The sequence below is a fragment of the Bacillus sp. AFS031507 genome, from assembly GCF_002584635.1.
Taxonomy (GTDB): Bacteria; Bacillota; Bacilli; order Bacillales; family Cytobacillaceae; genus Neobacillus.
Window position 1 is genome coordinate 1 of the sequence record NZ_NUOW01000027.1, and the last position, 22498, is coordinate 22498.

Consider the following 22498-nt stretch of genomic DNA (forward strand, 5'->3'; position numbering starts at 1 on the left):
GCTTTCTTTATTGAGGGAGGGTAGTGAAAGAAAGAATTAGGAACAATCATTTTTTGGCTGTTTAACAATAAAATAAAATGACGTGTGCTTTTCACACGTCATTTTGTAGTAATATCAAGAATTAGAACCTTACTACGACTTTTTTCACTTTAGAAGGAAATGAACGGTTGGACTCTTTTATAATGATTTCATAATGTATTTTTTTATAAGTAAACAAATAACCAATATTAATGGAAGGATAAATTGAAATGGGATGTGGATAAACAGCGGAACAATTTTCAAACCAATGAACAAGTGTTGGATTATGTTTTTGGATAATGTAAATGCGAATAAAAAGGTTATGGTCGCCGCAATTATAATTTGACGATTTGGATTTGTCTTTGGAAACAAGTGGGCAAGAATCATGAGCCCGCCGTACATATAAATTGATATTTTAAAAAATCCGCCGATAATGTTGATGATTACCGTAAAAATTTCTATGTGTGGCAGAAAATCTAATACAGTGGTCAGTTCCAAAGCCTTCACAAACGGAAATACATACAAGTTGACTGTTTCAGAATTTAATAAGCCCAATATCATTTCTCCAGCTATAAGCAGGATTACTCCTGTTGCACATACAGAAATCCAACCGTATTTTCGCAAGGCTTTCTTATTGTTTGCATACGGAAATAGCATGGTAAATACGATGAGCTCACCATACGGAAAGGTTACGCCGGTTGGGAAAACGGAAGAGAGTACCTGATTCCAGCTCGTCCGGAATATAGGGGTTAAATTGCTGACTTCAAAATATGGAGATAGGAATCCGAAAGCCATGAGAATCAAAATGATAACGCATGTAAAAGCACATAAAATCAGTGAACTTCTTGCTATAGCTTCGATACCGAGAAAACAACTATACGAAACCACCAGAAGGAGCGTGAAAGATATAATTCCAAAAGGGATATTGTTATAAAGCACTTGAGCCACGAAAAAAGAGAAATCTTTCAACACTCTTCCTGCAATGTATATAAAGTATATAAAATAAATAAATCCAAGTAGTTTGGCAATAAATTTTCCAAATCCTAGCTCAAAAATTTGGATCAAATTTCCCCATTTCCCTAATGAGTTAAGCATGATATTGAAATAAAAGGTCCCCACTCCAAAACCTGACGCCAACAAGATTGTGATCCAAACATCTTGTTTTGTTTCGAAGTTCCATCCTACGACAATAGCACTTCCTAGCAAAAAGTTGATCATTAAGGAAAATATTTCAATTGGAGCTAATTTGACCATCATCCTATCGAGTCCTTCCTATACACAGAGTCAATTTTATTGCGATGAAATTTCTCCAGGCTCTATAAGATCAACCCTCACTCTTATCCGAATGGGTACGGTTGGATATACAGAATCCCAATTATTTTTAATCCGGTTCCACCGAAAAGGTTGTTTTCGATACAAAGTTTCTCCAAATCTATCTATATCGGTTTTTTTATTTTGCGTTTTTGCTATCAGATGATTAATCTGTTTTTGGAGGTCGTGTTCTGCATCATGTTCCAATTGGGCAATGGCTTGGACAGTAGAGGGGACAATATTGCATGACACATCCGACACCTCAGCTTTTATTTTAACCTGAAGAAGAAAGGATGGAACTCCCTTTTTATCTAGTAAATGTATATCAGATTTGCTTCGCGTGTCTTTCCACGTCACATATCCAGTCTGTTTACCGCACTTCGTTACCAATGTGGTATCGTATATTTTGGTTCGGGTTAATGCATATAGGTTGCTTTCCTGTGAAGAAAGCCAGTATGAAAATCGTTGGTGTTGAAACACGGCTAATCCTTCTATCACTACTATCGAATCTGGACTCGCCTTTTCTATATTGCTTTTCGAAATTCCCTTTGCAGCACGACCTATTATGGTTACATAAGGGATAGTTAGTTCCGTCCTATTTTGTAATAACATTCCATTTATTTTGTCGGCAGTCATATCCGAGAGATTCCCCCAGGACTCACGTTTTAGATTCAACATTTCTTCCAACCTGTTTCCCGAAACTTTTTGAATAGGCATTACTATTTGAAGCAGTTTATCTGGTTTCACTCCCTTTGATATGACGAACCTTATATTGGAAGGAAAATTGGGTTCCCGCAAAAAGTATTGGGAAAGAGCAGCTATTCCTTCCGATTTTACCAATGATTCCCCTAATACAACCACTCCCACGCTATCCAAGAAGATCCTCCGCGAGAATTTATTTTGAATATGGTCGATTGCTTCAGGAATGGTTCGTCCTTGTGCACTGTACGTATACGCACCTAGTTCAGCTGCTCCTTCTTTGCTGCTGGCAGCTGGATTATATTTTTGGATGGTAACAAAGTATCCTTTTTTACTTTTATCAATCCCGATCGCGGAAATAACACTAATTTTATTCAACGTGTTGTCCTGTACTTGTTTGCTTACCATTAAGGCGATGATTAATCCTATCGCTAGATAGAGGGTTATATTTGATTTCTTTAGCATACGTTTCTCCTTGTTGTTACGCTTTATCTGTCTCTTCAATCATTTCTTCGTTCGTGTAATGAGATTCATCGTTTGTCATTTCCTCTAGTGATAGTTGAATTGCGCTGTCTTTTAAATCATGTGCAACGAGTGGAGCGAAAGGAGATAAATAAGGTACGCCAAAGCTTCGCAAAGAACAAAGATGAAGCAGTATTACAAGTGACAATAAGGCGATTCCGTAAAAGCCAAGAGCTGCTCCCACTGCAGTAAAACAAAGAGAGATATTTGTTCCCGCTATTCGCAGTGCGGTAATAGGAATAACACTTAAGAAAATATACGTAACACTAACTACAACTAAGCTAGCAGCTTCTACTAATTGCGATTCAATTGCTGACTGCCCCAATATGATCCCCCCAAAAATGGACACTGTAATAGCAATATTTTGAGGTAACCGAGTAGAACTTTCGTTTATTGCAATAAGCACAATCAGCAAAACTGTTACTTCTAACGAGGTTGGAAATGGTACCAATTCTCGTTGTGACACAAGACCCACTAGCAGTTTTACCGGTAACAAATTTGCATGGTAGGTCATAAACGCTACATACATCCCCGGAATATACAAAGCTAAAATATATAAAGAAAAACGAATCAAGCGCGGATTAACTAACCCTGTTTTACTTTGATAATAGTCCTCGGGTGTTTGGAAAAATTGAATGAGAACCGCAGGAGCAATAAGAACATAAGGCGAACCATCTACTAAGATTGCGACTTTTCCCTCCAGCATTTCGCCCGCTACCACATCAGGTCTATCCGTATTGAGCATGAGTGGAAAAAAAGACTTGCTCTCCTTTGTCAGAACCATTTCAATGTAATTCGCTTCCAGCACTGCATCCAACTGGAGGTTTTCTAGACGTGCATAAATTGTGTCGAGCACTTGTTTGTCCACTATGTTTTCAATGTACATAACTGATACGCCTGTCCGGGTGTTTGTTCCATACTGTTTGGTGGTTACTCTTACATTCGGATTTTTAATAATCTGACGAACGAGAGAGATGTTTGTACTTCTATTTTCGGAGAAACCGACATCAGGTCCTTTAGCAACTCTTTGTCCTTTCGGGCTTTCTATGCTGCGTCCGTTCCATTTGGTTGTATTGGTCGAGAGAAACGTATTTATTCCTTCCACAATGACAAGGGTTTTGCCTGCCAGCAACTCATTTGAAGCAAGCGTCACATCTTCCACTCGTGTAATATTTATCGATTGAATGACAGCTGATTCCATAAAAGCAAGCAGTTCCTCATCCGTCTTAGAATGGGGTATGTAGTACGATACTAGGGGTTCTATTACGTATCGTTGAACAACGTTCGAATCGGCGATCTCATCGATGAAGAGAACTGCAGCTTTCTTATCTATACTTGTTAAATAAATTTCTCTTATTTGAAAATCAGAACTCTTACCTAAAATAGTATTTAGAATCTCTATATTGTTTTGCAGAACATTTGATACCTCGTTGTTCACTTTTATTTTTACCACCGCATTTTAGTTAGATAACTTAGTTTTACTTAGAAGGTAAATAAGTATGCATGAGGAAGTTCACTAATGACCTAAGGAAATTACCAATCAAATAGCTTTTCGCAAAATTATACAAGAATGATAGTGTTATAAGCTCGGCGAAAAGGCGTGAGAAATTACTGTAGCAGTTCGGCTGCCGAAAACCTACTCGAGGGAGTGGTGTAGTTCATGATGCTTGAGTTGAATGCTTCTTTAATTTTATTGGAGGCATTAGAAAAAGCAACATCTCCAACAGGAATTGGATTAAAGAAAATACTTACAGCAATAATGACACAAATGGGATTTCCCAACAGAAATCATCGGGTGAGAATTCCCAACAGGTGCAATCTAATTCCAATCGTGAACTTGTCAAATTCCCTGAAAACTACGATAAGGGTGTGAACTACACGACTGTGAATCGAGGAGATGTCACAGAAGAACTATATACGAGCCGGAAAGCAATAGAATCGGTACAGAACGGTCAGCCAATCCCTGATGGCACCGTAATCACTCTTGAAATCTATAGGGTGATGTTAGTTGCAATGGCTTACCAGATTAACGGAAATACCATACATGAAATGGTAGGAGTAACATTGCTTTTGTTGTTTATTGCCCACAATATTTTAAATAGACGTTGGTATAAGACAATTTTTAAGGGAAAGCACAATGTACGACGTATACTGAGCATTGCGGTCAATTTGCTTTTTCTTGTATCTATGGTTGTAGTGTTGATAAGTTCTGTGCCAATTTCCCATGACATCCTGTTAATGCTATGGGAGATAGCTTGTTGGACGTTTGGGGCGGTTCAGAACTTCAATCTAGTATCGCTAGCTCCAGAATCATCTGGAATTGTGCTCAGTCTGAACAGTTCGTTCGTGCAGCTTGGCTTTGCTGCGGGAGCCGGTATCGGAGGAATTGCTGTAGGAGGTTCCTCGATAATGGCAATCACTTGGATTAGTGCAGCATCTGTCGTGTGTGCTGCTGTCTTCTTAATTCTTACTCGTTCCTTATCACATGCCAAGAAATTAATTGCAAATTGATAATTTGATTCGCCGCTGCTATCCCCACGGTTGTAGTGGGGAAGCATACTGTCTGCAAACTGTTCAAATTTATTATTAGTTTTATAAATATGATAAAAAGAATCTATTCATAAAGAAACTTACTTATGTGAAAAAAGTGATGTTTAACATAATGATGGGAAGGTTAATGGATAAAGATTAATTAGATGAAGAAATGCGCCGTTAGCTTGGAGTTATCGAATAATTGAATATAGATAAAGAATAAACAGGCTCGATTGTAAGCCTGTTTTCTTATGTTCCTACTCTTAATTAAAAGCTTCTTTATCACCGGAAACAGGTAATATAAATGGTTCATCAATCTCCAATAGTGATTTTGGGATGTCGTTAGTGTTGCTCGTCAATCAGGAATCATTAGAAACACGATTTCTGGATTCATGCATATCTATATGTATCTATGTATGTGGGCTTAACGATTGAATCCATAATCATCCAATTAAGGAAGGCGTGAGTATCCGATGTATACCACCAGTGATATATTAAGCTCCTCTTCATTAAATTTATCCTTTGACTTAAAAAGTGCTCCATACTTCCAGAAAAACAGTCAAAACTTTATTCTTCAGCAAACCGCTAAACAGTTTCCCGTCATGCAAAACTTAAGCATCTTAGACGTTTATTTGAGTAGAGAACATAGCGTGGAGGCTCATTGGCATCCGAACGCGAATGAACTCGCCTATATGATACAAGGTGAAGCTGACGTTTCTATTCTCAATCCATTTACCCTTCAAGTACTCAGTTACCGGGTTAGGCCACCCCAAACAGTGTATATCCCTATGGGTTGGTGGCATTGGGCAATTGCGGTAACGGATCACACCCACTTGTTGGCTATTTTCGACAATAATTCCACGCAGGTCGTATATGGGTCCGACATCTTAAGAAAGACACCTCCTGAGGTGTTCCAGGCAATTTATGGTGTTAATGCTCCCCAGTTAGCTGAAGTTCTCAAGCCTATCGATCAAACAGTTACCATAGGTCCACCTAGATCTAGCGATATACGATGGCGTATTGGAGAGGGAGGCAATTATTGAATTTTGCTAAGTAAAAAGAAAAACGTAATCCTTAATCGTTCGTGCGTTAACATAACTGCAAGTTAAAAGGCCATTCCACGAAATGAATGGCCTTTTAACCTGCAGTTACAGGCGCAGAGTGGAATAGGTGAATATAAATAGCATAATGCCTATGTATGAATCGTTGTGTATATTGGAAATATAAACATGGCTATAAAAACCGGGAGAGTTCATAAATGTTGTATTTCCATTCCCGGGAGGTACCGCGGATTTACAGGAGGAGCGACCTATGCCAAATATATACTGGTACTACGGTTTAATAGTTATCGGGGCGGTAATTACCGTCTATACAATGTATAAAAAAAGAAACGTATTTGATTTGTTTTCATATTTTGTATTCGCAACTGCTTGGTCATGGATTGGTGAAGCTGTTGTACTCTTTGCACTAAATGCTTACGCATATAAACCTGGACTTTATTCAGATCCTTTTGCCGAAAATATCATAGGACATATTATAGCCAATACAGCATTATGGTCTTCAACAGCGATTAGTATAATGGTTTTTCAGCTCTCATACCGCTGGATTGGATTAATATCCATCGTTTTCATGCTGGTAGAGGTTGTGTTTCTTAAAGCGGATGTCTACACTCACCATTGGTGGCACACATATATGACTGGCATTGTAACATTTATCTATATGATGACTATGAAAAAGTGGTATTCCATAGTAAATGGAAAAAGACATAAATCCCCGCGAATCATAACATTCTGGACAATATCATGGATCATTCTACAAACTCCATCAAGCGTACTTATGCTTTTTGGAAAACAGTTCTTTCATGTAAATTGGGTTGAAAACATTTACCGGGACAGTACATTATTTAGTGGTTTTTTGTATCACGTATGTATGGCCGTAATTGTTATTCTTTGTATTTACATACCAAAAAAGAAATATTGGAATGTAGTTCCTTTTTTTATTTTGCTTTTAGGCGATGTTATCCTTTTGAACATGAAAATATTAGTTTTTCATAACGATTGGAAATTGAGTTACCTGATCTGCATCCGAGCAGCAAGTTTCCTTTTTTTTATACTGATTGAAAAATACACGTTAAGACTGGTTAAGGTTGGAAATTCAACATAATCGGCCCAATCCGGTTTTTTGGGGATGCCTTTTGAAATTAACGTATTGGAAGTCCTCAAAAAGAAGGAAACAGGATCCTTTAATGAAAAAGAAGAGCTGCGAAAACTGGATGAGAAGTGGTTCGATCAGGTCCAACCATATGGAGAAAATGGACTATCATACAAGAAAATAAGAAGGAACAGCATTTTATTGCTTCTTTATTGTGAAGTAAAATCCTTAAAAAGAAAAAAACCAATAAATAAGAGTAAACGAGCTTGGATTATTCAAGCTCGTTTACATTTCAATCGCACTAATAATTAATGGATTTGGTTTGGATCCTACAACAAATAAAACATCCTAAAATAGTTAAATATGTAATTGAATCATCACAAGGACAGTGTAATTTATATAAAATTAACTATTTAAAATTCAATACACAAATTACTCAGTGCTCCAAAATCATACGGTTGATTTAAGACCATAGGCGTCTTATATTCGTCACCACTCTCCAGGCATATGATTTATATTATTCAGTATTACCTCCACCCCGTTCACCAAAAAATTTCTTCATTCTTTATAAACGATTCGAGAAATTCCCTGTCAGTAGCAAGCTGAGAACGATAAGCCTGAATCGCTTTCAACTTTCGAATTGCTTCAGTTTCGGTCATTGGCACCCGCACTGGCGGAGGCCACGGTACAAAGCTGGGAATTCGCTCTTCTTTATACTCATGTGCCTCAAACGGCAATCTGGGGGTAATCCCACGTGGCCATGGCCATTGGGAGTCTGGTCCGCTGTGGATCAAATAGGTATACACGTGCCCTCTGTAACCAATCGCCTGCACGGCGTCACGAACAAACAAGTAAGCTGCCTGATGATCGGGGTGCCCATCCGCACCGTCGGTGACGTAGATTTCCTTTGGCTGCAGACACCTAATCAGGTCCATTGTATCGGAGAGGGCAAACTCCTTCAGATAGGGCGCTGGCATGCCATAAACAAGCGAGTGATAGTCCGGGTGTACTATGCTATACGTTTTTCTCATCAGGGTAAAGCGTTGCTGGAAAGGCTCGGGGCCCTCGGACTTATAGACACGATCCAGTCCGGCATCGGGATAGCCCAGGAAGGTAATATCCGACGGCTTTAGTCCCAACTCTGCCGTAGCAGCATACACTTCGAACTGGCGCATCCGCGCCAATTCGAAGTAATCCTCGGGACGGAGCTCGTCAATATTCTTCTTGAGCAGCTGGGAGGCAGCCCTCGGGTAACCATCTCCATTCGTAAAGATAACAACATGAACCCGCTTTCTTGCCGCCACTGCGCGCATGATCACGCCCGCAGTCCCTAGCGTCTCGTCGTCGGGATGAGGGGCGAAAACCAGCAAATCGATAGGCTTGGTGTTGGTCACGTAGTTACCTGGTTGAAGACCATAAATAGTTTTGGATAAGTTACACCAAATAGATGGTATAGGTACGGATTGTACTGATAAGAAAGGTGCTATTTGTATTGGAAATATTGGTCCTGACAAGTGCATTGAGGGTTTAGGAAACAGAATAGAGTAACAGAGATAGCACGGACAAGGCTGATTTAGGTAAAGCCAGTAAACAGGTAGATTTCTGCACGTTTTTTCAAACAACGCTTGTTCCTCCGTTCTTATATAGACTCTAGTATTGCCAAGTAAGATGGGACAAGGGGTTTTTGAAGTAGATAAACTGGGAAACACAGCGAGTAGATAAATATCCTGGAAATAATCTAAAGTTCGATAGAGTTGATGAGGAGGAAGTTGAGAATCCTTTAAGTCAGTCTTGAACTATCAATTAGCACGCACTTACTTTGTAGATACATAGATATGGTTAATTGTAAACGATCCCTATTTTACTACATTCGGAACACCAATAAAATTAAGTGAAGATAAATTAACCTATGTAGGCGAACGTTGTTTTGTTAAAGGGATAACGCCAAAATTTTGACTTATCTCTAATGACCTTTAGTGAGGCGTAATTCTCAATTTAGTTTAGTGAGTTTAAAGTGTTTCCAGCGTCTCTTGGCAAAAGCAAAGATCCGCATTAAGAGGTGCACCATTATTCAATAAGTGAGTGTCATAGCTATGCCTCATTTGGTACGGATGGACAAGTAGTTTTATGATTTGATTATGATAATATTTTTAAGAAAACTATAATGTAACATTATTGTAAATAATAAAAATAAAAAATAGGTGTTTTAATTTGGAAAGAAAGAGTGATACATACCTTGAATTACAAAGGAAGAATAGTAACAACCTTAATTAGTATAATTGTTGGAATACCTTATGTTGCTTATAATTATAAAACACTTCCTTAAAAAAATATGAAACCATGAAAAATTATCATTCAATTACTTGGAGCGATTGTTCAATAAGAGCAGTCGCTTTTTTACTAACGAGGAGGGTTGTTCAATGAGAAATGATAATTATGTTTAAAAAAAATGTTCAGATGAACAACGAGGTGTCATTAGTACCGACCATAGCTTTCTACTGGTACAATGAGAGAATGAAAGAAAATAACAGTATGTAGAAAGGAGTTCCACATGAAGATGATTGATGAGTATTTCGAAACAGCGATGGAAGCCTGGAGTATGATGCAAAAGACTTCTGGTGATGAAGGGGCAGAATGGGCAGAAAGATTTGAACGCTACTTTTATGAATTTATCGATGAATTGAAGAAATGGTGGGCAACTCTTCATCCAAAACCAACGAATATAGATGAGGCTGAGGAGTTACCAGAAATAAAAAAGTGGATGGAGCAAATCCCTGCTCCTGTACAACTAAATTTCCTTACAGAATTAGAGGATATTTTGGATGGATTAGATACAGAACGTTTTGATTAAGAAGTAGAGTATGGTGGAGATGTGTTGTTGTACTAACGGTGGAGGTTAGTAGATAAGTGGATGATCGTCCACCTCTGTTTGTAAACCATTTAACATCCATTTTGGGAATTTAAAGGGCAAAAGAATCATATAAAATTATGAAAAGGAGGAGAGTCATAAAATGCAGATCATCAACAATTATTTTCGTGTACGTGTGAGTATGGTGTACGTGTGAGTATGGTGTACATGATGACCAATAATGAAGTAATGAATCAAATCATTGCCTTTTACCGGGACATGAATGGAATGCTGACCTTTGTGGGTGCCTATCCAACTTATGGTAGAGGTACTGGTACAAAGGAAGTCTCCACTGCAACTGCAAACGATGGCATCGACCCTCTTGCGTCACAAGGCGCCCTAACTTTGTCCCGTGATCGGCGTTTCCTACTTGGTGTTAACGCGGGGAGCAATAGTATAAGTAGTTTCATCATAACTGATAGCGGAACACCTGTTCTTGTTAATGTGAAGCCATCAGGAGGAGCTCAGCCCAACAGCGTAGATGTGTTTGGTAATATTGTCTATGTTTCCAATGTAGGGAATGCCGCTAACAATTTTGCTTCCAACATCACTGGTTTTCGCATAGATGAAAACGGACGGCTTACTCCTATTCCTGGATCCACCTATTCTCTCAGTACCTTCAATGCTCAGCCGGCTCAGGTTCTCTTCACTCCTGACGGTAGCAAAATCCTTGTATCCGAGCTTACTTCAAACCATCTTAGTATATTTCGTGTGAATCAAAATGGTACGCTTACAGGTCCAATCGTTAATGATTCTTACGGTCAAGGACCATTGGGCGTATATTTTCTATCGTCTGGAATCCTCTTAGTTACAGAAGCAGTTTCAAATGCGCTGTCATCTTATTCGCTGAGTAATGACGGTATCCTTCGGGTGATCAGCGGCTCTGTACCAAGCGGATATAAGACTGCTTGTGGGGTTGTAACAACGAGGGATGAACGTTTTGCATACATTACCAACACTTTAAGCGGCACCATCTCGACCTACCAAATTGATCCAAATGGAGCTTTGTCGGTGGTAAGGCATATTACCAGTACACCGCCAGGTACAGCACCGGGTCTTCCGATGGATGTTAGAGTGAGTAGAGATGGACGGCATTTTTACACTCTTAACGGAAATCAGGGAACAGTGTCAGTATTTAATATTCAAGATGATGGTAGTCTAGAAAGATTGCAGGTTGCTGCCTGGACTAACTTTTCATACTATGGATCACAAGGTTTAGCTGTTCTTTGATTCTATTGGATACACCATACTGTTCGAAATAGAAAAATACAGGAGTTACAAAAAACAGGGCTGCCGACATACTGGTGGCTTTTATTATGAGACAACATAATTGCCAGCAAAGTTGTGAAGAAATTCACTTAATCAAACGGGTGCATTACTGGAACAACGGTAATGCTTTTTTCTTGTTTCACTAGCTCTTTTGGCACCCATTTCTTCCTAACAATTTTATAAAATGGAAATTTCACCATGTACTGGACATTTACTAATAAGTTTATGACAAACAATGCTTAATTTTCCGCTATTTGTCTGAGTATTTATCACACACCTGCAATAGGGGACTCGTCATATGATACATTAGCATTTGAATTCAAAGTGATTCAATCACTTCTGCCATATAGAACAGTATTATGGGGGGAGAGGCTTTTTTCAAAAAAGGAATTTCAGGAGGGACATTTTGAAGACATTATTATTGGAAAACATTTTAACTGCAATGAACATTCAACCTAATGAAAAGCAAAAAGGTATACGAATCAATAACGTCACTTATAACAGATTTGAAATTAGGAGTCATACGTTATTTTTTCGTTGGAACAATAGAGCGGTGCCTGTTGAAACGATAAAGAAATACAAAAATGTATTCATTGTTACCGATACACCATTTTCTCATATGGAAAGATTAAATCCTAATCAAATCATTATGTTAGAGGATCTCAAAGACAGTTTCTTTAAATTCACATCGTATTACAGGCATCTGTTTAACATTCCTGTTGTCGCCATTACTGGTACATGCGGAAAGTCTACGACGAAAGAAATGCTAAAACACATTTTGGAAGAAACACACAAGGTGCAGGCAACAATATCAAGCAAAAATGCCAATTGTTACAACCTTCCTTATTTAATGGGAATTGATGAAGATACGGATGTGGCAGTGTTTGAAACAGCCGTATCTTCAAAAGGGGATATGACGGAGTCCTGTAAGTATTTTTACCCGACGATTGGGATTATGACAATGATTGATGTGGATCATACGGATAAAATTCGATCATTTGATAATTATCTAGCAGAAAAGTCGAAAATAATGCAAGGTATGAATAATAAAGGAATTCTCATCCTAAATTCGGACGACCCATATCTCTCTACCCTAGATACTTCTAAATTTAAGGGAGAGATTATTACGTTCGGAAAAAACAAGGATGCTATTTTTAGGATTAAGAAGTATCAATATCATTCATCCGGCATGACTTTTTGGATGGAATATAAACAAAGGGGATTTAAAGGATATATACCGGGACTTGGTGAGCATAGTGTATATAATGCAGCCGCTTCAGTAGCAGCTGCTGCAATCTTAGGAGTGGATATTCACTATGCTATAAAGAGATTATCTACTTATCATCACATGAGATCCCATTTTCAAATCATTGAAGGACGAAATCAAATTACGTTGGTTGATGATACTTGGAAGTCAAATCCTGCTTCCTTAAGAAAAGGCTTAGAAACATTAAGCAGGATTGCATTGCCATCCCAAAGAAAAATTGCTGTTCTGGGAAGAATGGCAGCACTGGGAAAATATGCAGATGAAGAATACGAAAAGGCAGGAAACCTAATCGGTGCTTCGGGGGTCGATATTCTCATCACCAAAGGGTTTATTGCAAAAGATTTTCAAAAGCCAGCTATAGAGGCAGGAGTAAATCCGCATAATGTTTATCATTTTTCAGATGCAGATGAAATAAAGAGGTTTTTTGATTCATTTTTAATCCCAAATGACATTGTTTATTTCAAAACGGGCGGGGATGACTCAGACTTCGATGATGTCATCGATTATTTAAGAAGTTAAAATGGTAGAAACTTTTCTCATAAAAAGGCAGCTTTCCTTTAATGAACGACAACCCAATTGTTCACAATTGGAGGTGCAGTTCATGAGCGGCAAGCTGCCTTTTTGGGGATTTAATTTTTGTTCCAAGACGATAACCTGGAATAACTGGCTAATCTGGTTTTATTTTATTTTCTGTTTGTATCAGCTAAATATTTTGCATACAAAATCGTATTTTTGGCTACATCTAATTCAAGATTAAATATATTAGGTGGGCCTGGTCTCCAATTTACTTCAAAAAGCCAAAGTTTTTGGTTGGCATCAATTCCGACGTCAATTCCTAATTCATCCAATTCATTGTCATATAAAGAATCAAAATGATTTGAGAAACTTATCGCAAACTGTTCAAGATACCTTTGAATATCATACCAGGAGTTACCAAACTCTGTTTTTAAAAAAATATCCAGGTAAGTACTATAACCACCACTTTTCATATTTGATGTGATGGTCCCTAAACGCCCGATCCGTGGATAAATAGAAGTAATAACCCATTTTCCTTCTCCATTTTTTTGTACATGCAACCGGAAATCAAAAACATGACCAGATTTTGTTTGACTTGTAATAAACTGTTGAACTACGTAATCTTGTTCTTGTATTTTAAGAGATAACAAGTCTAGCAATTGTTTTTCATTTAAGGTTGATACTAAGCCTACATCATTCATTTTGTAATGATTTGAACCATATTTTTCAATAAAAACAACGCCCCCCCCTTGATGCCCCGTTAACGGTTTGATAATAACTTTTTTATAACGATGGATCATGTCAAAAAAAATCTGAACGTCAGTTAATTCATAAAAGGGAATAAGGTAATGTGTAAATTTATTTGCCTTTTTAATTCTGGTATATACCGTTAATTTGTCCCCAATAGAATGACTTGTAAACGGAATCCTATCAAACAAATAATCAAAGATTTGTTTAGTTTTCTCACTTGCAAGATAACTTGCATTATAAATGACATCAGGGAAAGGAAATTCCTTTTCAATCCATTGTCCATTTTCATAGGCTTTTCCTAAAATTTTTTGCTGTTTTATATTTACCTTCCCTAGGGTAAAGTAAAAAAAGGTTACACCTTCTGCTTTTGCTGCAGCGGCATAAGCATATGCTTTCTTTACATTACTTGGATCACTGCGATGATGAAGCATGCCAATTAACGTCATTATAGTTCTTTTCCACCTCTCCACATTCTTCTTTTTCTGATAAAAAGACTAGAATATTTGTTCAATCATTAATAACTCATCTAATTTCTTAAAACCTCTGTTTTTATAGATCATACTCATTATTTGTCACTTGGAATTTTTAAATTGGGTCAAGGGAGAATTGTATTTCGCTAGCTGCTCTCATAGCAATTCTTTTTGCTTCGAATTTACCCTTTGAGGATGCCAAAATGTATCCGCAACGATCTCCCATTGATAAAGGCGGACGTACGATCTGTCCTTGTCGGGGTTTTATATACACCTCTTCTACACCGGGATATTTAGAGACGCGTTCTTTTCCCGTTACCTTTATTAATTTTCCTTTAGAATCAACTGTTAAATAATGTGCATATACATACTTACTGTGCTTTTTAGTAAGGCAAGGCTCATTTCCTAACATTAATTGAATGGTTTCCTCTACTAAATTAATTCCATATCCGACTTCAATGATTCGATTCATCGCTCCACCTGAGATTCTCGGGTTAATTTCAATTAATTTCCAAACTCCATTTACTAAACGCATTTCAAGGTGACAGGCACCATTTTTCATTTGAAAAGTCTTTAAGATGGAACTTACTGTCTCAAGGATACTATTGTACATCCTTTGATTGACATCTGTTAGTAAACAATATCCGGTTACAATAAATCGTTTTAAAAAAGTAATCTGTTGTTCGATTACCGCGACAATATGAACTTTTCCATTGTGTACTAAAACTTCAATTAAATATTGGGGTCCTAATAGATACTCTTCCAGTAAAATCTGTTCATTTTTTTTTAGTAATTCTTGTAGTGCCAGTCTCAACTGATTCTCGTTATTTGCCAAATGGACATCTTTTGAACCGGCAGATGTGGGAGACTTTACAATTAGGGGTAAATAGTTTTTAGCTTGACCAATAAAATTCTCTAAGGAAAAATCATCTGGATTATAAAGGGCATAATAAGGAGAATTTGGGTGTCCTTTGAGAAGCTCACGAGTTAAAACTTTATTTTCCATTTTTAATATTGAATCAGTAGAGACTACACCTGAACAAAATTCTTCTGATAAGGCGGCTGCTACATGAACGTAAGAATGTACAAAACTAAAAATGCCTTTTATTGGTTTACCTTGTCTTTGAAGTTTGCTGAGGGTTTTTTTTATTTCATCATAATTGGATAATTCTACCAAAATCATTTGATGGACTTCGGGAAATTCTGTTCTTTGTTGAATATATTTTTGCCTATTGGTTAATAACACCGTAAAATATCCGAGTCTCTCTGCAGCTTTTATTGCTTCTCTACTGGATCCGGATTTGTTCGTTTCAATAAATACAATGGTTTGCATAAGCTTTGTCATCCTATCTTTGGAGGTTTTTTATTGAAGGATTTAGCTTTACCAGTTTTATAAACTGATAAGTACAATTTATTATATTGTCATAAGACAACAGTGGTATGGACAATCGTCATAATTCTTAAGACAATTAAATGAGAATTTGTACAGAGTTCATAAAAGGAGTGTTAATGTACTACCGGTGCAGTTTTATGGAAGAAGGGGTTTGTGTAATATTTGTGGAAGTTTAAAAAGTTACAAACGACTGGGTTTACGTGTCAAAAAAATAGGACTGCTGTTTCAGCAGTCCCATTGTTCTTTTACGTTTCAAGTCAATGACAGGTTAGTTCAATAACAATATCAGTTGTATCATATACATCTGCATTTAAAATGTAGTAGGTGGTACAATTTCAAAAACAGTACCTTGGTTAAAATCAGTCACTTTCATAGAGCTATAAACCCCTAAATATAGTCTTGTTTGATCCAGATTCGTTCCCAAATTAACATAATAAGCTGATTGAGACCCAAAATTATAATCGGTTTCAATCACACTAAAATCATTTAGTTTACCATCTGTTCTAACCCTGGTATAAGCTAAAACCCCTCTAACCGGAGGTCGAGATTCTTCAACACGGGCAAGGTCAGTAAACACAACACTTCCCGTTAAAGCGGGGATTCCATGCCCCATAAAGGCTTGCACTCCTGTAAGTGCCGTTCCTCCAAACTTATCGGGACGGGGATCTTTATGAAAATAACTAGTTAGAGGCTGAAGACGTCTCACAGAAGCGTTTACAGCTTCATTGTAATAAGCAATTGTTTTCTCATCCAAAGTCGGATTTGCAGAACAGCCCCTTATAATTGACGTAGGAAAAGCACCTTCCCACCCTCGCCAGCCAAAGTTAATAAATCCTTCTTCGTCAGGTTCGGTGTTTCTTAAAGAAGCTTGAACAAGCTGAGTAACCGGTATTGGTTTATAATGTACGAATGAAAAAATCGACTCTACCAAATCCTGTCCGACATTTCCCACATATTTGATATACTGTTTATTAAACTTTTGAAATGAAATGCCTGGTATATTGCGAACCCCTTTGGCAATTACCGTGAGCGTTTCCTGAATAGTTGCAGGAAGTTCATTAAAACGTGTGACTACAGGTGGATTGTTGATAAATGTATTCTTACTTACATCAATTTCAATGATTTTACCGGCTATTTCCAAATTATCCTGGCTTAAATTAAATGGGTCGTAGCCTGATCCACCATCTCCGGTTGTTAAAACAAGTTTTCCTGTTTCAGGTGAAAAGTTTAAACTATTGACACCATTATGATTTAAAAATGGTCTTCTTAAGTTAAGTAATGTCCGTCGTTTTTGAGGTTGACCATTCGATTGTAAGATCCATTCTTCAACTGTATCAATATGATCATATTGAGTTTCTCTATTTATCCACCTTAGGTTTAAAGTGCTGGGATCACACGGGTTAGGATTAAAAGGTTCAGGAAGGGCACCTGGACCTTGTGTTCCGGCTACTGAATAATAAAGATAAAACAGACCGTTATAATAAAATTCGGGATGAAACGCTAGCCCTAGCAATCCCCGTTCATCATATCCACCACCAGAAACACCTAGTTTTATGACTCGCGGGCGAATATCTAAAAAAGGCCTTAAACTTGAGTTTCCTATGTAAAAGATCTCTCCTACCTGGGTTGCAATAAATAATCTTTCAATTGAGTCACCCGGAAGTATAGTTGATTTCAAAACAGTAGGTAAATTTATCTTACTTACAATGGGCCGTAAACTAACCTTAATTTTTATCAACTAACGTTACCTCCTTCTTAATTGTTTTCTTTTTTAAGAATATGATTAGCACTGTTCTATTAGTACCAAATTAGGGCAGGGGAGTCTGACAACTATCCTGATTACTTTAATAGTGGAAGAGAGCGTCTATCGACGATCTATTTTATGAGTAAACATAATCGTAGGAATGATTATTCTATATTCGAGATTGTGAAGAAGAAATGTTCTTCTACAAACTGGGGCAGGTTAGTGCAAGAAGGAAAAAGGAGTTGATTTGTATATTTTTCAAAATAAATCAGAGAATAAAAAGATGAAAGAATACAATGGAGGAATTGACAATGAAGGAAAGTAATCGAAATCAGAATGATCCTGAAAATAAAATGAAAAAATTTTATAACATAAATCAGTCAGCTTTAAACTACGTGCAGCCAGCTATTGAAAATGCGGCAGTGTCGTCTCGAGATGCAACTCAAAACTTAGTTAACAATATAATCAATAACCAAGAAACGTAATGATTTAGTCAAGTGATACTAGTTTTGAAAGGGGTAATTATGGAAGAGAATAAAAAGGTACCGCAGAAATTAAGTTATGAATCAGATGGAAAAATGGGTAAAAACAACAATAAGGGAAAGGCTAACAAAAAAGATCAGTCTGAATTTTTTAATACTACACAAAGCAGTGAATGAAAAAATAAATGAGGTAAACCCTAAGCGGGTAGAATAATAGAAAAAGGCACCCTTTATCAAATAGTGGCGTAAAACCCCTTGCTTCAGAAATGGGGATATAAGCCATATTATTAATAATAAGTGCTGTTATTTAATCAAAACCCCTTCAATATAGTTGAAGGGGTTTCATTACTATTTTTTCTCGATGATAACGAATAAAACACCTGTGAGAATTAGGATAGAGCCAATCCAAAACGTTACACCTATGTTCTCTTTTAGAATAAGCCATCCAAGTAATGTTCCAACCACGGGTTGAAAGAAGAAAAATATCCCCCCACTTGAGGCATTAAGCATTTGTAATCCACGATTCCATAGTAGAAATCCACCGGCTGTTGAGATAATGCCCAAATACAAGAGTCCTCCCCAAATAGTCGGGTGAGTCAATTGAGAGATATTAATTGCGTGTAACCGTGGCAAAACAAATGGGGTCAACACGATTAGGGCTACCAAGATGGAATACGTCGTTACTACAATTTGTGAATAATTACTCGGCACACGCTTTACAAGTACAGACATGAGTGCCCATGTCAAAGCAGCAATAAGCAGTGAAATACCACCAAGTTTACTGGACAAATCCATATGACCGACGCCAACAATAAGAATAACCCCAATTGTCGCTAAACAAACGGAGAGTCCTTTTTTTAACGTCAACCGTTCTTTAAGGAGTAAGCGAGCAAAAATAACCATAAATGCTGGTGTTGAAGAAGTTATAATGGCTCCCATTTGTGCTGACGATAGCATTGTACCAGTTTCCTGTGTAACAATTGAAATGGCATTACCAATTATTCCAATGGCTATGATTATTAAGAAATGACGTTTCTCGATTCGCCATTTTTGTCGTGTTATTAAGCCGATAAAGAGAAGTGCGACAATAGCCACTAAATATCGCATCCACACAAGTTCCAGTGGAGGTATGACGGATACTACAATTTTTACAATAACGTACATACCACCCCAAATACTGGAAGCTAAAGCTAAATATATAGAACCTAATATGGTGTTTTTCATTTTTTATACCCTCCGTCTTTTATTTAGGTCGAAAATGCCCCTAACGGAGAGAGGTAGTCACCTTCACTCCATTAAGAGACGAAGAGTCCTACTGGTACATCATTTTCAAATATTGGAGTCCAATACATTTTGATTCACCTCTAGTCCAATCTAGCTACATTTATCTGTGATCTATTATAACAGAATGTTAAGTTTTTTAACGTATAAAATCCGCGAAATGTCAGCGAGAACCATATACAAACGAGATAAAAAATGACAGGTATGAATCTATCGAAATAGATCCCACCTGTCATTTTTTACAAAAAGTTATTTTAAATAGTCCTAAATCACATATGATTCATATGATTTATGAAGATAACGTTCTATAAACTCAGCTAATCCATCATTTTCGTGGTGTCCTGTAACAAAATCAGCTGCTGCTTTAACCTCTTCGCTAGCGTTACCCATTGCCACACCAGTACCGACATGACGAAGCATCTCTATATCATTGGGTCCGTCTCCAATGGCTACGACTTCATTTGGACTAAATCGATAGGCGCGAATTAAGCTTTTTATAGCAGACCATTTGGAAACATTAGGAGCAACCAATTCAAACCCGTCATTCCAATTGATGACGTCTGCTTCCTTTTTAAAGAAAGCGGATAATTCAGGACGTGGTGCACCTGTTCGAACACTATATTTAAGAACATCTTGATAATTTGCCTTTCTTAAATCTCCAATATATCGTGGCGGAATTTGCCCAACTTTTGTCCAATAATCGATTTCTTCATTTGTTTCCTTACAATAAAGCCCATTTGCTGTATGGATCATAACATTACAAGAGTTTTCAGCGGTCAGTTGGTGGAATCGTTCTTCGTTCAGTCTGACGGTTTTCATTTGCAATGCTCTTCCTGTCTCTGCATCGTGGATTGTTGCACCATTCAAACAGATCATTGGAGTTCGTAATCCAATTTCTTTATGGTAGGGAGCGGTTACTTCATAGTGTCGACCAGTAGCTAGAAAAACCTTCACTCCCTGATTAATGAGTGTATAAATGGCTTCCATATTTCGGCGGGATATGTTGTTTGAGGCGTTTAGTAGTGTACCATCCATATCAATAAATATTGCACGCACATTCATTTTTACTGCCTCCTCATTCGTTGATAATGCAAGCATATCATCTGAATATTAAGGCCATGTAAACTTAGTGTACAGTTTAAATAAAGTTTATTGGGAAGCAAGGGAAGGTTCTATGCAAGCTAAAAATATTATTCCAATATTAGAAATCATCCACTTGAAAATATATAGATATCTATGTAATAGGAAATTTTCACAAAGCGGAAAATTGGGTAAGCAATTATGAAAAGGAGAGAGGTAAGATGATTCGATTTGAACAAGTATCAAGCATCAATTTTCAAGGCAGGCATTCGCAGAAGAAATTCAAATTAAAAGCGATGGAGGTATCCAGCAAGTAGAAATGACAAGCTGCGGACTGAATAGTGTGATTCATTGATTGGAAAAAGGGGAATACCCTGCATATATCGCTTGCAACCTTATGAGCAGATCAGGTGCAGTTCGTTATGAGTTTGGTTATGTAGTTGATGAATCCCATCCGTACTTTACTCAGGAGAGTGGGGACAGGGAGGATAATCCTAATCAAAATATTGCAAACATGACGGCTGGAGCTAAAGCAGGATTTAAGTATTTTGATATTAAAGAGGTTTCTGAGATTTCTGTTAAAGTAAGAGGAACAGGAAAAGGAGAACTTCAAGTAAGCACAACAACTAGCGGTGAAAAGGTTGCGCGGATTCCTATTTCTCCTGAGGAAGACTGGCTAATGTATAGGTCTCCTATGAAGATAAATGATGGAGTGAATGCATTGTATTTTACCTACCAAGGTGATGGTGCCATTGATTTGTATTCCTTTACTATAGAATAATGAATAGGAGCTAGAGTTGAACAATGGTTAGCGGCTGTGTAGACTTAGGTACCATGCCATGGGTGAATACATATAATAAAACTACATTTAATTTATTAAATTAATACGAGGAGAAAATTTTATGCTTACCGAAGCTGAAGCGTTTAGAAAAGACGGCTTTATAACTGTAATACTCCTTGGTCAATTGCCCACACCATGTGATGAAGTAGAAGAACTCGGACATTATCCAGCAAACGGAATTGGTTCTGCTCGAATTTTTCTTAGAGAAGGCAGAAAACCTGGACTGGAAAATATGTACTGTATACAGGGATTGGGGAAAATATGGAGTATAAATAGCGTGATTCTTGACCAATATTCTCAGACTGTAGAGATTTTTATAAATGACCATCTTGTTTGGAAAATTCGGGTCATAGAATTATCAGGAACCGGATTTTATAACATACATTGATTTATCAAAAAGCAGCGTAAAACATCTAGCTTTAGCTATGGGGATACTCATAAATAACAAAAAACACCGGTCGGTGTTTTTTGTTGCGGCTATTTTAAACGGTTAATATCTTTGTTACGTATACATCTAATTGTTCAAAGGTGCCGGTATATCCTGCCTGAGCCATCTCTTTTGAATCCTCGAAGGTTTTGATCTCTTCCTCAGTCGGGGATACGGGAACCACAATCATTGTAAGGGTTGTTTTTCCTTCGTCCTCGATGAACGTAATTGTATTCAGGGTTTCCATAGGCCAATTTGCGTTAAAGGGTGCACGTACAGTGTTACCTTCTTCATCAGAAAAGAAACTGGTGTAAACGATTTTCTTTGGTGCAATAATTTCACTGTATACAAATTTAACCCACATTACGTTGCCGTCAGCAGGTTTCTGGCTGTAATGAAAGACACCGCCCCGACGGAAATCTGATTTAGAAACCTCAAACGTCCATCCTTTTGGCCCCCACCAGTTCTTGAGGTGTTCTGATTCAGTGAATGCCTTAAACACAAGTTCACGTGGAGCATTGAAAGTATGAGTGATTTTGATTTGAGTTGACATTGTGATTCCTCCAATAAGTTTAGTTTTCATTCTCTTTATTTTCTCTCTTTCGCAGATCCTATTAATCAATATTCTTTCTGAATATACCTAAAAAGGAATATCCCTGTAAAGGTATAATTAAAATAAATCTTCATCACAAATTATTAAGACTTTACTAAGGCTAACGGACTTTTGTGCACTATCATAGGTAGCTATTAATCTAAAATTATTGTTGCATGATTTTCAATTAACTGGCGCTATTCTTTAATAAGAAGGCGTCTTTTTGTAATGCCCCAACACATTTA

21 protein-coding genes are annotated in these 22498 nt (G+C 37.4%); 11 read left to right on the forward strand and 10 right to left on the reverse strand.

From position 1 onward, the window contains the following. Positions 1–177: 177 nt before the first annotated feature. From COE25_RS23140 to COE25_RS23150, 3 genes are read right to left on the reverse strand one after another with little or no spacing between them, the layout of a single operon-like run. Positions 178–1275 (reverse strand): GerAB/ArcD/ProY family transporter, encoded by a 1098-nt coding sequence (locus COE25_RS23140; RefSeq protein WP_098934311.1) that lies wholly within the window; start codon positions 1273–1275, stop codon positions 178–180. A 33-nt stretch (positions 1276–1308) separates the two neighbouring features. Then, complete coding sequence (locus tag COE25_RS23145) at positions 1309–2493, reverse strand: Ger(x)C family spore germination protein (protein WP_098934312.1); 1185 nt, start codon at positions 2491–2493, stop codon at positions 1309–1311. Between the two features lie 16 nt (positions 2494–2509). After that, on the reverse strand, positions 2510–3988 hold the full coding sequence (locus COE25_RS23150; RefSeq protein ID WP_180247577.1) for a spore germination protein: 1479 nt from the start codon (positions 3986–3988) through the stop codon (positions 2510–2512). Between the two features lie 374 nt (positions 3989–4362). Here COE25_RS23150 and COE25_RS30995 point away from each other — a divergent pair, with 374 nt between their 5' ends. From COE25_RS30995 to COE25_RS32365, 4 genes are all read left to right on the forward strand, one after another. Further along, on the forward strand, positions 4363–5061 hold the full coding sequence (locus COE25_RS30995; RefSeq protein WP_180247578.1) for a hypothetical protein: 699 nt from the start codon (positions 4363–4365) through the stop codon (positions 5059–5061). A 494-nt stretch (positions 5062–5555) separates the two neighbouring features. Further along, on the forward strand, positions 5556–6125 hold the full coding sequence (locus COE25_RS23165) for a cupin domain-containing protein (RefSeq protein WP_098934315.1): 570 nt from the start codon (positions 5556–5558) through the stop codon (positions 6123–6125). Between the two features lie 268 nt (positions 6126–6393). After that, positions 6394–7245 (forward strand): hypothetical protein, encoded by an 852-nt coding sequence (locus COE25_RS23170; protein WP_098934316.1) that lies wholly within the window; start codon positions 6394–6396, stop codon positions 7243–7245. Between the two features lie 24 nt (positions 7246–7269). Continuing rightward, the gene (locus COE25_RS32365; RefSeq protein WP_373605370.1) at positions 7270–7545 is read left to right on the forward strand and encodes a GIY-YIG nuclease family protein; all 276 of its coding nucleotides are present in this window, start codon (positions 7270–7272) and stop codon (positions 7543–7545) included. Positions 7546–7775: 230 nt separating this feature from the next. Here COE25_RS32365 and COE25_RS23180 read toward each other — a convergent pair whose 3' ends face one another. Next, the gene (locus COE25_RS23180) at positions 7776–8855 is read right to left on the reverse strand and encodes a PIG-L deacetylase family protein (RefSeq protein WP_098934317.1); all 1080 of its coding nucleotides are present in this window, start codon (positions 8853–8855) and stop codon (positions 7776–7778) included. Positions 8856–9784: 929 nt separating this feature from the next. On the opposite strand from COE25_RS23180, the gene COE25_RS23185 reads away from it, so the two are divergent. The 3 genes from COE25_RS23185 to COE25_RS23195 all read left to right on the forward strand — a co-directional run bounded on the left by COE25_RS23185 (position 9785) and on the right by COE25_RS23195 (position 13196). Then, positions 9785–10084 carry a hypothetical protein gene (locus tag COE25_RS23185; RefSeq protein WP_088087648.1) on the forward strand — a complete coding sequence of 100 codons (300 nt, stop codon included), beginning with the start codon at positions 9785–9787 and terminating at the stop codon, positions 10082–10084. A 216-nt stretch (positions 10085–10300) separates the two neighbouring features. Beyond that, positions 10301–11371 carry a lactonase family protein gene (locus COE25_RS23190; protein ID WP_098934318.1) on the forward strand — a complete coding sequence of 357 codons (1071 nt, stop codon included), beginning with the start codon at positions 10301–10303 and terminating at the stop codon, positions 11369–11371. Between the two features lie 445 nt (positions 11372–11816). Beyond that, on the forward strand, positions 11817–13196 hold the full coding sequence (locus tag COE25_RS23195; protein WP_098934319.1) for a Mur ligase family protein: 1380 nt from the start codon (positions 11817–11819) through the stop codon (positions 13194–13196). A 164-nt stretch (positions 13197–13360) separates the two neighbouring features. On the opposite strand, the gene COE25_RS23200 is transcribed toward COE25_RS23195, so the two are convergent. The 3 genes from COE25_RS23200 to COE25_RS23210 form a co-directional block, all read right to left on the reverse strand. Beyond that, the gene (locus COE25_RS23200; protein ID WP_098934320.1) at positions 13361–14389 is read right to left on the reverse strand and encodes a YheC/YheD family endospore coat-associated protein; all 1029 of its coding nucleotides are present in this window, start codon (positions 14387–14389) and stop codon (positions 13361–13363) included. Between the two features lie 139 nt (positions 14390–14528). Next, positions 14529–15746: an ATP-grasp domain-containing protein gene (locus COE25_RS23205; protein WP_098934321.1), complete on the reverse strand. Its 1218-nt coding sequence runs from the start codon at positions 15744–15746 to the stop codon at positions 14529–14531. A gap of 370 nt (positions 15747–16116) precedes the next feature. Continuing rightward, positions 16117–17544, reverse strand: a complete 1428-nt coding sequence (locus COE25_RS23210) for a PQQ-dependent sugar dehydrogenase (protein WP_098934322.1) — start codon at positions 17542–17544, stop codon at positions 16117–16119. 317 nt (positions 17545–17861) lie between these two features. Between COE25_RS23210 and COE25_RS31000 the strand changes: the two genes are divergently transcribed. Both COE25_RS31000 and COE25_RS31815 read left to right on the forward strand, forming a co-directional pair. Continuing rightward, complete coding sequence (locus COE25_RS31000) at positions 17862–18035, forward strand: hypothetical protein (RefSeq protein WP_180247579.1); 174 nt, start codon at positions 17862–17864, stop codon at positions 18033–18035. A 39-nt stretch (positions 18036–18074) separates the two neighbouring features. Further along, positions 18075–18209 carry a hypothetical protein gene (locus COE25_RS31815; RefSeq protein WP_256942388.1) on the forward strand — a complete coding sequence of 45 codons (135 nt, stop codon included), beginning with the start codon at positions 18075–18077 and terminating at the stop codon, positions 18207–18209. A 171-nt stretch (positions 18210–18380) separates the two neighbouring features. Here COE25_RS31815 and COE25_RS23215 read toward each other — a convergent pair whose 3' ends face one another. Next, a complete protein-coding gene (locus COE25_RS23215; RefSeq protein WP_098934323.1) occupies positions 18381–19256 on the reverse strand; it encodes a DMT family transporter in 876 nt (291 codons plus the stop codon). 321 nt (positions 19257–19577) lie between these two features. Next, complete coding sequence (locus tag COE25_RS23220) at positions 19578–20375, reverse strand: HAD family hydrolase (protein ID WP_098934324.1); 798 nt, start codon at positions 20373–20375, stop codon at positions 19578–19580. Between the two features lie 373 nt (positions 20376–20748). Between COE25_RS23220 and COE25_RS23225 the strand changes: the two genes are divergently transcribed. Both COE25_RS23225 and COE25_RS23230 read left to right on the forward strand, forming a co-directional pair. Continuing rightward, positions 20749–21174, forward strand: coding sequence for a carbohydrate-binding protein (locus tag COE25_RS23225; protein ID WP_142354499.1), 426 nt, complete (start codon positions 20749–20751; stop codon positions 21172–21174). A gap of 121 nt (positions 21175–21295) precedes the next feature. Next, positions 21296–21622 carry a hypothetical protein gene (locus tag COE25_RS23230; RefSeq protein WP_088087656.1) on the forward strand — a complete coding sequence of 109 codons (327 nt, stop codon included), beginning with the start codon at positions 21296–21298 and terminating at the stop codon, positions 21620–21622. 94 nt (positions 21623–21716) lie between these two features. On the opposite strand, the gene COE25_RS23235 is transcribed toward COE25_RS23230, so the two are convergent. After that, positions 21717–22214: an SRPBCC family protein gene (locus COE25_RS23235; RefSeq protein WP_088087657.1), complete on the reverse strand. Its 498-nt coding sequence runs from the start codon at positions 22212–22214 to the stop codon at positions 21717–21719. Positions 22215–22498 lie beyond the last annotated feature (284 nt).

Bases quoted from the DNA above. Each gene is read 5' to 3' on its own strand.
- COE25_RS31000 (WP_180247579.1), top strand. From the start codon at position 17,862: ATGAAGGAAAGTAATCGAAATCAGAATGATCCTGAAAATAAAATGAAA.
- COE25_RS23205 (WP_098934321.1), bottom strand. From the start codon at position 15,746: ATGCAAACCATTGTATTTATTGAAACGAACAAATCCGGATCCAGTAGA.
- COE25_RS23235 (WP_088087657.1), bottom strand. From the start codon at position 22,214: ATGTCAACTCAAATCAAAATCACTCATACTTTCAATGCTCCACGTGAA.
- COE25_RS23230 (WP_088087656.1), top strand. From the start codon at position 21,296: ATGCTTACCGAAGCTGAAGCGTTTAGAAAAGACGGCTTTATAACTGTA.
- COE25_RS23145 (WP_098934312.1), bottom strand. From the start codon at position 2,493: ATGCTAAAGAAATCAAATATAACCCTCTATCTAGCGATAGGATTAATC.
- COE25_RS23200 (WP_098934320.1), bottom strand. From the start codon at position 14,389: ATGACGTTAATTGGCATGCTTCATCATCGCAGTGATCCAAGTAATGTA.
- COE25_RS23165 (WP_098934315.1), top strand. From the start codon at position 5,556: ATGTATACCACCAGTGATATATTAAGCTCCTCTTCATTAAATTTATCC.
- COE25_RS23185 (WP_088087648.1), top strand. From the start codon at position 9,785: ATGAAGATGATTGATGAGTATTTCGAAACAGCGATGGAAGCCTGGAGT.
- COE25_RS23215 (WP_098934323.1), bottom strand. From the start codon at position 19,256: ATGAAAAACACCATATTAGGTTCTATATATTTAGCTTTAGCTTCCAGT.
- COE25_RS23190 (WP_098934318.1), top strand. From the start codon at position 10,301: ATGGTGTACATGATGACCAATAATGAAGTAATGAATCAAATCATTGCC.
- COE25_RS31815 (WP_256942388.1), top strand. From the start codon at position 18,075: ATGGAAGAGAATAAAAAGGTACCGCAGAAATTAAGTTATGAATCAGAT.
- COE25_RS23220 (WP_098934324.1), bottom strand. From the start codon at position 20,375: ATGAATGTGCGTGCAATATTTATTGATATGGATGGTACACTACTAAAC.
- COE25_RS23140 (WP_098934311.1), bottom strand. From the start codon at position 1,275: ATGATGGTCAAATTAGCTCCAATTGAAATATTTTCCTTAATGATCAAC.
- COE25_RS23170 (WP_098934316.1), top strand. From the start codon at position 6,394: ATGCCAAATATATACTGGTACTACGGTTTAATAGTTATCGGGGCGGTA.
- COE25_RS32365 (WP_373605370.1), top strand. From the start codon at position 7,270: ATGCCTTTTGAAATTAACGTATTGGAAGTCCTCAAAAAGAAGGAAACA.